Below are 12963 nucleotides of genomic sequence, written 5' to 3'. Positions count from 1 at the left end.
GATCCTCAGCCAACAGCAACCCTGTAGGAGCTGCCGGAGGCTGCGATCTTTTGATCTTGATCTTCAAAAGGCAAGATCAAAAGATCGCAGCCTCCGGCAGCTCCTACACGAGGTTTGCGTCGACCTTTCGGGGAGAACAATAAGAAATGCACGACAATCATTTGAGTCGCCATGCCCAACAGGTTCTCACCGTTACCCAGGGCAAACCGCACCTGCACGGGCCCGGTGCCGATCCGTCGATTGCCCGTTCATGGCTGCGCTGTCTTGAGGACTATCACCTCGACCCGGCGCTGAGCATGGCGCCGACCGTGCTTGAACACGGGCGCGTACTGGAAAGCCGCGAACGCCTGCAACAAGTGCTGCAGATCGCCGGCAATGAAATGAGCAGCCTGCATCAACAACTCTCCGGCGCTGGCCATGCGGTGCTGCTGACCGACGCGCGCGGGGTGATCCTCAACTGCGTCACCGCGCCGGCCGAACGTAAAATTTTCGAGCGTGCCGGCCTCTGGCTGGGCGCCGACTGGAGTGAAGCCTGCGAAGGCACCAACGGCATCGGCACCTGCCTGGTCGAGCGTCAGGCCCTGACCATCCATCAGGACGAACACTTTCGCGGCCGTCACACCGGCCTGACCTGTTCGGCGAGCCCGGTGTTCGACCCGCATGGAGAACTGCTCGCGGTGCTCGACGTGTCTTCGGCGCGCCACGATGTCTCGCGGCAAAGCCAGTTCCACACCATGGCGCTGGTCAATCTGTCGGCGAAGATGATCGAGAGTTGCTACTTCCTGCGCTGTTTCGATAACCAATGGTTGTTGCGTTTTCATTTGCAGGCCGAATCGGTCGGGCTGTTCAGCGAAGGCTTGTTGGCGTTTGACGGCGAAGGGCGGATCAGTGCAGTCAACCAGAGCGCGTTGAACTTGCTCGGGCATATTCGCGGCGGCTTGCTGGGTAAACCGGTCGAGGCGTTTTTCGATTGTTCACTGAATGAGTTGCTTGGCCGCGCGAGTGCCCATGCCAGCGCCAGTTGGCCTCTGCGCACTCGTGACGGCCGACATCTGTTTGCCGTACTGCGCGGCGAATCGCGCAAGCCCTTGCCGATCGTGCCGTCCACGGTTGTGGCCGAGGCCCCGCGTCTGTCGGGTATCTGTCTCGGTGATGAAGCGTTGCAGGCTGACTTCCGAAAAGCCTTGCGCGTCTTCGAGCGCGACGTACCTCTGTTGATCAACGGCGAAACCGGTTCCGGCAAAGAAGCCTTCGCCAAGGCCGTGCATCAGGCGAGTCAACGCTCGAGCAAAGCTTTCGTTGCCCTTAATTGTGCGGCCATCCCCGAGAGCCTGATCGAGAGCGAACTGTTCGGCTATCGCGGCGGCAGCTTCACCGGTGCGCGCAAGGACGGTATGCGTGGCAAGTTGCAGCAGGCCGATGGCGGCACGTTATTCCTCGATGAAATCGGCGATATGCCACTGGCCTTGCAGACTCGGTTGTTGCGGGTGCTGGAGGATCGGCAGGTGGTGCCGATTGGCGGCGAGCCGGAAGCGGTCAACGTGCGTATCATCAGCGCTACCCACCGCAATCTGCTGGATCGGGTTGCGGACGGCAGCTTCCGCGAGGATTTGTATTATCGACTCAACGGCCTGGAAGTGGCGTTGCCGGCTTTGCGCGAGCGCAGTGATAAATCGCAGTTGCTGGATTTTCTGCTGGCCGAGGAGGCGGGCGGTGAAACGATAGTCATCGAGGAACCGGCGCGTCAGGCTTTGCTTGCATTTAATTGGCCGGGCAATGTGCGGCAGTTGCGCAATGTGCTGCGCACGTTGGCGGCGTTGTGTGATGAAGGGCGGGTCGGGGTTGAGGATTTGCCGGTGATGATTCGGCAGGGGAGTCCGGCAGTATTAGCGGTTAAGGAGTCCGATCATCCGCTGGAAGACGCCGAACGGTTGGCTCTGCTCAATACGCTGGAGCAAACCCGCTGGCACATGACCCAAACGGCGCAGCAACTGGGTGTCAGCCGCAACACTCTTTACAGGAAGCTGCGTAAGCATGGGATTGAGCGGCGAGTCAGTTAGAAGGCCCTCACCCTAGCCCTCTCCCGGAGGGAGAGGGGACTGACCGAGTCGGTCTACTGATCTACGCCGACCTGAAATATTGAGCCGGACTCAGGATTTGAAAGCAACCGAGGTCGGCTCCCTGTCCCAGAGGGAGAGGGGACTGACTGAGTCGTTCTGGCGATTTAAGCCGACCTGAAATATTGAGCCGAACTCAGGATTTGAAAGCAACCGAGGTCGGCTCCCTGTCCCAGAGGGAGAGGGGACTGACTGAGTCGTTCTGGCGATTTAAGCCGACCTGAAATATCGAGCCGGACTCAGGATTTGAAAGCAATCGAGGTCGGCTCCCTGTCCCAGAGGGAGAGGGGACTGACTGAGTCGTTCTGGCGATTTAAGCCGACCTGAAATATCGAGCCGGACTCAGGATTTGAAAGCAACCGAGGTCGGCTCCCTGTCCCAGAGGGAGAGGGGACTGACTGAGTCGTTCTGGCGATTTACGCCGACCTGAAATATTGAGCCGAACTCAGGATTTGCAGGCAACCAAGATCGGCTCCCTCTCCCTGGGGGAAAGGGGACTGATCGAGGTGTTCTGGCGATTTACACCGACCTGAAATATTGAGCCGAACTCAGGATTTGAAAGCGACCGAGATCGGCTCCCTCTCCCTCGGGAGAGGGCTGGGGTGAGGGGCGACAATTAGCAGCCGAACCGAGATGCTGAGGTCAACCAGTCCTGCCCCTCACCTAAAGAGTGCGATTTCCCCCTCCCTACGCTAACCTGCGGCCATGTTTTACGAGGTCGACTATGCACATTCATATTCTGGGTATCTGCGGGACTTTCATGGGCTCAATGGCAGTCTTGGCCAAAGAGCTGGGCCACCACGTGACCGGTTCCGACGCCAACGTCTATCCACCGATGAGCACACAGCTGGAAGCCCAGGGCATTCAACTGACGCAGGGCTACGACCCGGCGCAACTTGATCCGGCACCGGATCTGGTGGTGATCGGCAACGCCATGTCCCGCGGCAACCCGGCGGTGGAATATGTGCTGAATAAAGGCCTGCCTTACGTGTCCGGCCCGCAATGGCTGGCTGACCATGTGCTGCAAGGTCGCTGGGTATTGGCGGTTGCCGGTACGCATGGCAAGACCACCACCAGCAGCATGCTCGCCTGGGTCCTGGAACACGCCGGCATGAGCCCGGGCTTCCTGATCGGTGGCGTGCCGCAGAACTTCTCGGTGTCGGCGCGTTTAGGCGGTACGCCGTTTTTCGTGATCGAGGCCGACGAGTACGACAGCGCCTTCTTCGACAAGCGCTCGAAATTCGTCCACTACCGTCCGCGCACAGCGATCCTCAATAACCTTGAGTTCGATCACGCTGACATCTTCCCGGATCTGCCGGCGATCGAACGGCAATTCCACCACTTGGTGCGGACCATCCCAAGCGAAGGTCTGGTCATCCATCCGACCACCGAGCCAGCCTTGCAACGTGTGATCGAAATGGGCTGCTGGACCCCGGTGCAGACCACCGGTGCCGGCGGCCAATGGCAGGTCAAACTGCTGAGCGAAGACGGCTCGGCGTTCGAAGTGATGTTCGAAGGCGTGTCGCAAGGCACCGTCGAATGGGAGCTGACCGGTCAGCACAACGTCGCCAACGCCTTGGCTGCTTTGGCGGCTGCGCGTCATGTGGGCGTGGTGCCGTCGATGGGCATCGCTGGCCTGAGTGCGTTCAAGAACGTCAAACGCCGCATGGAGAAAGTCGCTGAAGTACGCGGCATTACCATCTATGACGACTTCGCCCACCACCCGACTGCCATTGCCACCACCCTCGATGGCTTGCGCAAGCGCATCGGCGACGCGCCTCTTATCGCGATCATCGAACCGCGCTCCAACTCGATGAAACTCGGCGCGCACCGTGACGGTTTGCCGGACAGCGTGGTCGATGCCGATCAGGTGATCTGGTACGCCCCGGCTAACCTCGGCTGGGACCTGGCCGGCACTGCCGCGTTGTGCACGGTGCCATCGATTGTCAGCGATTCGCTGGAAGGCATCATCGAGCGCGTGAAGAGCCAGGCGCAGCCGGGCACGCATGTGGTGATCATGAGTAACGGCGGCTTCGGCGGCCTGCACGGCAAACTCGCCGAGGCGCTGCAATGAACACTCGTTTTGAGAGCAATGGCCCCGAACGCATCACGCTGGCGATGACCGGCGCGTCTGGCGCGCAATACGGCTTGCGCCTGCTCGATTGCCTGGTGCGGGAAGATCGTGAGGTGCATTTCCTGATCTCCAAGGCTGCGCAACTGGTGATGGCCACCGAGACCGATGTGACGTTGCCGCCCAAGCCGCAGATGATGCAGGCCTTCCTGACCGAATACACCGGGGCTGCCGCCGGGCAGATCCGCGTGTACGGCAAGGAAGACTGGATGTCGCCGGTAGCTTCGGGCTCCGGCGCACCGGCAGCGATGGTTGTGGTGCCATGTTCCACCGGGACGTTGTCGGCAATTGCCACCGGCGCCTGCAACAACCTGATCGAACGCGCCGCCGACGTCACTTTGAAAGAGCGTCGCCAATTGATTCTGGTGCCGCGCGAAGCGCCCTATTCGAGTATTCATCTGGAGCACATGCTCAAGCTGTCGAACATGGGTGTGACAATTCTGCCGGCCTCACCGGGTTTCTATCATCAGCCGCAGACCATTGATGACCTGATCGATTTCGTTGTGGCGCGGATTCTCAATCTGCTCGGCATTCCCCAGGACATGCTGCCACGTTGGGGTGAGCATCATCTGAGCAGCGATGAATAAGCTGCTCGCGATCGGCCTGGTGTTGTTGCTGACCGGGTGTGCGACGGCGCGCACGCTGGATGCAGCGAAACCGGGGGCGCCGGTGGTGTACTCCGGGACGCGGCTGGACTTGTATGCATTGAATGGCGGGTGTTGCGCGATGGATCGGTTCGGGGCTGAGGCGCCGAGTTATCCGGGGGTGGATCTGCCGGCGAGTGCGCTGCTTGATACGCTGTTGTTGCCGTTGTCACTGCTCACGGTGATAGGCGTGAGTTTTCAGGCAACGGGCGGATTGTAGTTAGACAGATCGTTCCCACGCAGAGCGTGGGAACGATCATGCGGCGGAAGATTATTTGCCCAGCTTGCGCAGCTCATCCGACTCGATCACCCGCACCCCATCCTGCTCTTCCAGCGCCAACCGCCACATCGCTCGCGCCAATTGGCACGCTTCGATGCCCCGGTATTTACCCGGAATCAGCTTTGACAACGGCGCGGCCAGTTGCTCGGCCAGACGTGGTTCGGTCCGTTCACCCAGCAACAGTGAAGGCCGGCAAATGGTCAATTGCGGCCAGTCCTGCGCACGCAAGGCCTGCTCCATTTCGCCTTTGACCCGATTGTAGAAAACCGACGACTTCGGATCGGCGCCTATCGCACTGATCACAATCAGATGCCGCGCGCCCATCTCCCGCGCGCGTTTGGCGAACGCCACCACCATGTCTAGATCCACCGCGCGAAACGCCGCTTCCGAGCCTGCTTGTTTGATGGTGGTGCCGAGGCAGCAATAGGCGATATCCACACGGCCACTGAGCTGCGGCAGAAATGCCTGTGGATCACCCACGGGGTTTTCCAGGTGCGGATGTTCAGCCAAGGGGCGACGGGAAGGGGCGAGCACGCGTGAAATCGTCGGCTCGTTGAGCAAACGGTCGAGTAGGTGTTCACCGGTCAAACCGGTGGCTCCGGCAAGCAATACGTGCTGAGGCGTCAAGTACATAGTGTCTCTCCCTTGATACTGTTCAGCTTAGTTGCTCTTTGTCGCTCCGTCGTTCAATGCAGCACTCTGCAATGCTTTTCTGGCTTGCTGTTTGCGCAGCAGTTGCCAGTGCGACAGCACGGTTTTCGGCGCCCAGATCTGCGGCTCCGACGCTTCGAAATTATCCGCCAGTTCACGCTCGGCGACGGTGGCCTTGGCCAGTTTGAAGGCTTGCTCCAGATCATCGGTCTGGTTCAGCGCCTGGGCGAACAGTGCATCGCCGAAGTAGGTGAAGTTGGCTTCTTCCGAGCAGCCGAAGGACACACGATCGGCGCGCGAGGCGGTCATGATCAGCGTGCGTTCGTCTTTCAGCGCCGGGATAAAGCCGCCGGAGTAGCACGACGAAATCACGATGATCTTGTCGCGATTTTTCAGCGGCGCCAGTACAGCGGCGAGTTCATCGGCGGGCAGGTCGGCCAGTTCCATACGCGGCTGGTCGAGCACCAGCTCATGTTCGGCGGTGCCGTGACTGGTCAGGTAGATGAACAGCAGGTCTTCCGGGCCGCTGCGTTCGGCCAGCGTTTGCGCGGCACGACGCAGGTTCTCGCGGGTGGCCATCGGCCGGTCGCCGAGGTGGTCACGGTGGTTGACCAGGCGGACCTGGCCATAAGCGCCAAAGCGCGTGTTGAGCATGTTAGCGACGTAGTCGGATTCGCGCAGGAACACGCTTTGTTTGCCGTCGCCGCCGAGGGTCAACGTGTATAACTCGACCGCCGGGGTCGACGCGGGAATGGCGGCCAACGCGTCATCAAGCAGGCGGCCCTGAGCGAGCAAGCCGAGTTCGAGCGTATCGGGCAATAACTTGCCGTCGGCGTCGCGCACGCGCTGCCCATTGACCCAGGTGCCGCTCATCACGCTGCCATCGGTGAGCACCAGGGTGCCGCGTCCGGAGTAGCTGTCGTTGTCGAAGCCGCCGATGTAAAAGCTGCCATCGGACAGGTTCAAACGGCCCTGACCGCTGAAGCGCCAGTCGCTGAACGTGCCGATGTAATGGCTACCGTCGGCGCCGATCAGTTCGCCCTTGCCGGTCAGCGCGCCTTCCTTGAACTGGCCGAGCCAGACATCGCCGTCGGCGTTTTCGTAGCGACCTTTGCCGTGCAGTTGATTGTTCTTGAAGCCGCCGACGTAGATATCGCCGTCCGCGCTGTTGAAGGTGCCTTTGCCTTCCAGCTGACCGTTGACGAAATGCCCGCTGAACGAGTTACCGCTGGCATCGCCGCGTTGGCCTTCGCCGTTGGGCTTGCCGTGGGCGAACTGGCCTTGATAGGAGCTGCCGTCGTCCATTTCCAGACGGCCGAGCCCGGAGTATTGGTCAGCCTTGAACTCGCCACGGTAGGTCATGGCGTTTTCTTTCAGGGTGCCTTCGCCTTCGCGGCGTCCCTGTTTGAAGCCGCCGGTGTAACTACTGGCGTTGGTGGTCAGGCTGCCTTGGCCGTCGAACAGGCCTTGCTGAAACTGTCCGCGATAGACCTCGCCGTTGCTGCCATGCCATTCGCCCTGACCATGCCACTGACCCTTATCGAACTGCCCGGCATACCAGCTGCCGTTGGGGTAGTCGACGCGGCCCTGACCTTGCAGCAAGCCATCGACCAGTTCACCACGATAGCGTCCACCGTCGGGCAGGCGCGCATCCGGGGGCAGCAGCGATTCGCCGTCGCCGCACGCGGTGAGCATCAGGGTCAAGGCAAGGGGTGCAAGACGAGCGAGTGAGCGCATAGCGGGATCCGGGCAATTAGGCGACCGAGTATGCCGCAGCTATGTGACCTAATGCAGCCGGTAAAAACAGTGTTGACGCGAAACAGCGTGCGCTGCTTCGCATCCAGAACCATCAGACGAAGCAGAGCGACAGTGGCTCGGCGATATAGGCCGGTTTGTCCGAGCCTTCTATCTCCAGTGTCGCGGTGGCTTTGAGCAGCCACTGGCCCGGTTTTTTCTCGGTCACTTCGCCCAGATCGACCTTGAGGCGGACCTTGGAATTGACCTTCACTGGCTGGATGAAACGCACGCTGTCCAGGCCGTAATTGACCACCATCTTCACGCCTTGCGGCAGGATCAGGATGTCTTCCATCAATTTCGGGATCAGCGACAACGACAGGAAACCGTGGGCAATGGTGCTGCCAAATGGCGTTTGCGCGGCTTTGACCGGGTCGACGTGAATGAACTGATAATCACCGGTGGCTTCGGCGAACAGGTTGATGCGTTCCTGATCGATGGTGAGCCATTCGGAACGTCCGAGTTCCTTGCCGACATAATCTTTGAGCTCTGCAACGGGAACATAGGGCATTGAGACTCTCCTTGGGTTCATCGGTTTTATAGTTTTTCAGGTGGGGGATTTGACCGCCCTGCGAACCACTGTAGATCATCATGGCGATTTGCTCCGGTCAACCGACCATGCTTTTGGCGAATGCCGATCCATAGCGCAGGCGTGCTTATAATGCCGAGCCCCTGCTGGGTGAAAAGTAAGACGGAGATGTCGGATGTTGCTACGTGGCCTGACCCTGCTGGTGCTGTTCCAATTGCTCGGCACGGCGCTCAATCATTTGCTCTTGCCAGTGCTGCCGGGGCCGATCATCGGTCTGCTGCTGTTGCTGGTCTTCCTGATCGTTCGCGGTGAAGTGGGTGAGCCGCTGAACCTCGCGGCTGGCAGCCTGCTGCGCTATCTGCCATTGCTGCTGGTGCCCCCGGCCGTGGGCGTGATGGTTTATGCGAGCGACATTGCTGCGGATTTCTGGGCGATTGTCGGTGCGTTGGTGCTGTCGTTGATCCTGTCGATGGCCTTCACCGGGGTGCTGATGCAACGCCTGGTCAAACGGCATGCCCGCACATCGGAGGAGTCCTGATGCTCTTTGACTGGCAGGGCGCCTGGGCCTCCGTTATCCATCATCCGCTGTTCGGCATCGGCATCACCCTCGGCGCCTATCAACTGGTGCTGGCGGCGTTCGAGAAAACCCGCTGGATCTTTCTGCAACCGGTGCTGGTCTCCATGCTGTTGGTGATCGGTGTGCTGGTCGGCTGTGGCCTGACCTATGCCGAATATCGCAAGAGCACCGAGATCCTCAGCATTCTGCTCGGCCCTGCGACCGTGGCACTGGCGGTGCCGCTGTATCTCAACCTGCGGCGTATTCGCCAATTGTTCTGGCCGATTTTTACTACGCTGGTGATAGGCGGCGTAGTCGCCACCGGCATGGGGGTGGCGCTGGGCTGGTGGTTCGGTGCCGAGCACATGATTCTGATGACCATGGCGCCGAAGTCGGTGACCTCGCCGATCGCAATGCTGGTGGCTGAGCAGATTGGTGGCGTTGCGGCGCTGGCGGCGGTATTCGTGTTGATCACCGGGGTGATCGGTGCGATCTTCGGCCCGGCGCTACTGACTCGCCTCGGCGTGCACAGTCCCGAGGCGCGTGGCATGGCGCTGGGCATGACCGCGCATGCGGTCGGCACGTCGGTGGCGTTGCAGGAAAGTGATGAGTGCGGCGCGTTTGCGGCGCTGGCGATGAGTCTGATGGGCGTGGCCACGGCAGTCTTCCTGCCGCTGGCGGTGTCGATGGTGGTGTAAGGAAATATCTATGAGTCTGCCGCTTTTCCCGCTGAACACCGTGTTGTTTCCCGGCTGCAACCTCGATTTGCAGATCTTCGAGGCGCGCTATCTCGACATGATCGGCCGCTGCATGAAGCAGGGTGGCGGTTTCGGTGTGGTGTGCATCCTTGATGGCCACGAAGTCGGCGTCGCGCCAGAAGGTTTTGCTCGGGTCGGCTGCGAAGCGCGCATCACCGACTTTCAGCAGCAGGACAACGGCTTGCTCGGCATTCGTGTGCAGGGCGGGCGGCGGTTCACGGTGTTGAGTACCGAGGTGCAGCGCGATCAGTTGATCCTCGCCGATGTCGACTGGCTGGATGACGAACCCGAGCAACCGTTACAGGACGAGGATGCTGATCTGGTGGCGCTGCTCAAGGCACTGGCCGAGCACCCGATGGTGGAAGCGCTGGACATGGGCACTGAAGCGCTGGGTCAGCAATCGCTGGCCAATCAGTTGGCCTATCTGCTGCCCTTCGCCGAAGAAGACAAGATCGATCTGTTACAACTCGATGATCCCCAGCAGCGGCTGGATGCAATCCAGGCGCTGCTCGACGAACTACAAGGTGAATTATTCGCCTAGTTGCACTTTGAATTAACTGATGGCGCCTGCCAGCATTGTTTTGCTTTTGTCTTTGTCTTAATTTCAAGTTGTCCGCAGGAAGCGGATAACTTGAATAAAAATAAGGATGAGAGCATGACTGTCTATGAAGATGAATGGGCGTTTTGGGATGATATTGCTGGCAAGTATATTTTGAAACATGCCGGGGCGGATCATAACGTTAGCCACGTAATTGAGGCGGCATCCACTTATGCGGACCGGATGGTAATAGCCCGGCGTAAACGAAAATCTGAAAAAGTCCCTGGCGGCGAAGTGCCACGGATGTCGGCGTCCGCCACCGCCGTAGTGACTGCGACTGCGGTTTGATTATTTACTTTTTCAGCATTGCCTGTCGTCGTGGCTAATTGACGGCGGGGTGTTTACAGGTGGGCAATCCCATGGCTTTAGCAAAAACAAACAACCAGACATTCACTGCGCATCTTTATCTTGATGGCAGGCCAGTGGTACTTAATCAACTACGTTTGCAACAGGCTTTGCGTGACCTTCGCATAACCAAGGCAGAAAAACTGGATGCCGAAGTGGGGTTGGCGGATTCGCGCGTGTCCAGCTTCATAACGCTGGCTGACCATGATGACGACACACCTCTGTTGTTGAAGTTCGTCCCAAAGGGTGACGAATATGCCATCAGCCTTGTGCTCGCGGGAACATTCGATGGTGCGCGGTTATTCATAGAGGACAAGACTCATAATCTGTTGGCCAGTATCCGTGCGCCAGAGCAATACTTTTCAATCAGCAAGTCTGGTGCTTCAAAGGCTTCCTTCAGTCATATCGAGTCCGGTCCTGCCTATCTAGAGTTGATCCACGAACCTGATGACAAGCCCTTGTATCGCCATATAAGCAGCGGAATGAGCACATTCCTCGACGTCGATCCTAACAGGACGGGGCATAACGCCTTCAATCACAAACCGGCAATATTTGTGATCAAGGTTATCAAATAGAGCCCAGCCGCTACTCCATAAAAAGGCGCCATTCATGTCTGGGTGAATGGCGCCTTTTTTCAGGTTCGGTAATGCTCGGGCACAGGCCAGACGATGTCGTCGGCGAACGTCTTGTCGCCTTTGGGCAGATCCAGTATCACGCCGCCAGAACCGGCGATTTCATCGATAAGGCTGTCATAGGCGTTGGCGCCAAAATACCCGGCAGCTCGACTGTCGGTTCCCGCCCAGGTGGCCTGCTCGATGGCCACGACCCGGTCACCCGCCTGTGTCAGCACATCCTTGACCCGGGCGGCTTGCGTCAGGTCGAAACGCACCAGCCAGATCCGCTCGGCACTGATGCCGCGTGTGGGCGTGGAGATATGCCCTTCCAGGTCGTCGAAGAGGAATGTGCCGTTAGCGGGGTTGAATGCCTTGTTTTCTGCCCCCGGCACCACTTCCAGGCCTCGGGTATCAATGGCGTAGACGAATGACGTGGTTTGCTGGCGGCGCGTGGATACATAATCTTTCGAATCATCGAAAACGAACGAGCTGTCAGAGTCGGTCTCGTCGCCGGTTCGTTTACCCTCCGACACCGAACTGCTGCCCGAGTCGGAGGATTCGCCGGTTCGTGTTTTCGAGCTTTGAGGATTCACCCCGGGAAAACGATTGGCCTGCGAGTTGTAATGCAACTCGTGATAGAAGCCGCCCTTGGTCGCCGCGTAAGCGGTGGCGTCATGCAGTCCGAACGTTGCACTCAATGCGCGCTTGTTCGTGGTGCCCTTGGGATTGCCTTTACGGTGCATCATTCGATCATCCCGCGCCAACTCGAAGGGTAATCGGGTTTCGCCGCGGAACATCGCCGGAATGTCGGTGCGATACAACATGCCGTGGCGGGTTCGCTGGTAGCCGAGGTGGGTCGCGTAGTCGGCCAAAAAGGCGTCGCTGTAGCGGGTGGCGGGCCAATGGTGGGCGAGGGCCAGCCCTTGACTCCGTAATTCCTCAACGTAGTTTTCCAGCTCTTCGCCGATCAGCTTGAAGCGCTGCTCATTGGTCGCATCGAGCGTCAGGCGTTTGTGCTGTTCAGCCCATTGCGGTATCTGGCCGTCGCCCGACTCTGTGCGCAGCCGACACAGTTGCTCCTGGGTCAGGTTATAGCTGCGCTGCAATTGCAGGCGCTGGGCAAGGGTCATGTTTGGATGCAGCCACTTCAGAGAATCAGCGACAAACAGATGGTCTTCGGTGTTCTGCGCGCGAAGTGCCCAGCCCGGCGCCTTGCCGGTCGCTTGTGCTTCTGCGCGGAAGGCGGCAATCCGGGTGTCATCCAGAATGTACATGCGCTGGATGTCCTGATCCGACCATTGCGCAAGTGGCGCATCGGCCATCCTGTTGCGTTTTGCCTGCGCAGGATCGATGGCAATCCAGTGATGCTCCGGATCCTTGATGGCATAGCCGAGGATGGCGTCATCGCCGCTCGTACCGAGAGCGCGAAAGGTGTAGTAACCGTCAGCATTCGGTGTTGCGGAAAACGCGTAGTCATCAACGTTGAGGAGGGTGAGGTGCCGATCCAGGCTCCACAGATGGCCTTGCGTGGTCCGGTAAATGGGTGGGCCTGGTGCCAGGCGCCAGGAGGACATTGCCCGATAGGCCCTGAGGTCGGCATCGTATTGAACACAAACGTGGTGTCGGCCTTCTGAGCCTGGCAGTCGCACGTCCACCCAGTCCTTGGCGAGATAACGCCGGATGCCGGATTCATTCGGCCCTGGCAGATCGCCGAAATACGGATGGGCGAAATCTTCCAGCGACGTCATCGAAAAGTCTGGCCTGTCTGTGGCGGATCTCGATGTGACGCTCACTTCGATGGGGGAGGTTTTTGCTTGGGAGGTCCCGGGTTCCTCCAGACGAGGTCGTTTGGGTGAGGAGGGCGCCTCGACGGGTATAGGCCCCGGAATGTTTTCAGGGTTTGCAAATATCGCTCTGCTCGGCGAATGATCTGCGGAGGCCAGTGT

13 protein-coding genes are annotated in these 12963 nt (G+C 59.4%); 9 read left to right on the top strand and 4 right to left on the bottom strand.

All coding sequences use genetic code 11. The features are described from left to right. Positions 1-146: 146 nt before the first annotated feature. The 4 genes from ACOYXH_RS21900 to ACOYXH_RS21885 all read left to right on the top strand — a co-directional run bounded on the left by ACOYXH_RS21900 (position 147) and on the right by ACOYXH_RS21885 (position 5112). Positions 147-2060: a sigma-54-dependent Fis family transcriptional regulator gene (locus ACOYXH_RS21900; RefSeq protein WP_095125500.1), complete on the top strand. Its 1914-nt coding sequence runs from the start codon at positions 147-149 to the stop codon at positions 2058-2060. Positions 2061-2841: 781 nt separating this feature from the next. Continuing rightward, positions 2842-4191, top strand: coding sequence for a UDP-N-acetylmuramate:L-alanyl-gamma-D-glutamyl-meso-diaminopimelate ligase (gene mpl, locus ACOYXH_RS21895; protein WP_007909560.1), 1350 nt, complete (start codon positions 2842-2844; stop codon positions 4189-4191). Then, a complete protein-coding gene (ubiX, locus tag ACOYXH_RS21890; protein ID WP_007909567.1) occupies positions 4188-4835 on the top strand; it encodes a flavin prenyltransferase UbiX in 648 nt (215 codons plus the stop codon). Before mpl ends, ubiX begins: the two co-directional genes overlap by 4 nt. Next, positions 4828-5112, top strand: coding sequence for a YceK/YidQ family lipoprotein (locus ACOYXH_RS21885; RefSeq protein ID WP_095048791.1), 285 nt, complete (start codon positions 4828-4830; stop codon positions 5110-5112). The genes ubiX and ACOYXH_RS21885 overlap by 8 nt, the downstream gene beginning before the upstream one ends. A 51-nt stretch (positions 5113-5163) precedes the next feature. Here the strand turns inward: ACOYXH_RS21885 and ACOYXH_RS21880 are convergent, their stop codons facing one another. The 3 genes from ACOYXH_RS21880 to ACOYXH_RS21870 form a co-directional block, all read right to left on the bottom strand. Further along, a complete protein-coding gene (locus ACOYXH_RS21880; protein WP_095048790.1) occupies positions 5164-5805 on the bottom strand; it encodes an oxidoreductase in 642 nt (213 codons plus the stop codon). A gap of 27 nt (positions 5806-5832) precedes the next feature. After that, positions 5833-7560, bottom strand: coding sequence for a C13 family peptidase (locus ACOYXH_RS21875; protein WP_099757277.1), 1728 nt, complete (start codon positions 7558-7560; stop codon positions 5833-5835). Between the two features lie 112 nt (positions 7561-7672). Next, on the bottom strand, positions 7673-8128 hold the full coding sequence (locus ACOYXH_RS21870) for a MaoC family dehydratase (RefSeq protein ID WP_007909575.1): 456 nt from the start codon (positions 8126-8128) through the stop codon (positions 7673-7675). 193 nt (positions 8129-8321) lie between these two features. Between ACOYXH_RS21870 and ACOYXH_RS21865 the strand changes: the two genes are divergently transcribed. The 5 genes from ACOYXH_RS21865 (at position 8322) to ACOYXH_RS21845 (ending at position 10978) form a co-directional block, all read left to right on the top strand. Continuing rightward, on the top strand, positions 8322-8684 hold the full coding sequence (locus ACOYXH_RS21865; protein WP_095048788.1) for a CidA/LrgA family protein: 363 nt from the start codon (positions 8322-8324) through the stop codon (positions 8682-8684). Next, positions 8684-9400: an LrgB family protein gene (locus ACOYXH_RS21860; RefSeq protein WP_095048787.1), complete on the top strand. Its 717-nt coding sequence runs from the start codon at positions 8684-8686 to the stop codon at positions 9398-9400. The genes ACOYXH_RS21865 and ACOYXH_RS21860 overlap by 1 nt, the downstream gene beginning before the upstream one ends. A gap of 10 nt (positions 9401-9410) precedes the next feature. Beyond that, positions 9411-10001, top strand: a complete 591-nt coding sequence (locus ACOYXH_RS21855; protein WP_095048786.1) for an LON peptidase substrate-binding domain-containing protein — start codon at positions 9411-9413, stop codon at positions 9999-10001. Between the two features lie 114 nt (positions 10002-10115). Continuing rightward, positions 10116-10346 carry a hypothetical protein gene (locus ACOYXH_RS21850; RefSeq protein WP_095048785.1) on the top strand — a complete coding sequence of 77 codons (231 nt, stop codon included), beginning with the start codon at positions 10116-10118 and terminating at the stop codon, positions 10344-10346. A gap of 71 nt (positions 10347-10417) precedes the next feature. Next, positions 10418-10978 carry a hypothetical protein gene (locus tag ACOYXH_RS21845; protein WP_095048784.1) on the top strand — a complete coding sequence of 187 codons (561 nt, stop codon included), beginning with the start codon at positions 10418-10420 and terminating at the stop codon, positions 10976-10978. A gap of 59 nt (positions 10979-11037) precedes the next feature. Here the strand turns inward: ACOYXH_RS21845 and ACOYXH_RS21840 are convergent, their stop codons facing one another. Next, entirely contained in the window at positions 11038-12765 is a 1728-nt protein-coding gene (locus ACOYXH_RS21840) for a hypothetical protein (RefSeq protein WP_460409946.1), read from the bottom strand. Positions 12766-12963: the final 198 nt, after the last annotated feature.

The organism is Pseudomonas sp. Mb7, from assembly GCF_054790525.1.
Note: the sequence above shows the minus strand (reverse complement) of the source record. Positions and strands in the feature narration are given on the sequence as shown.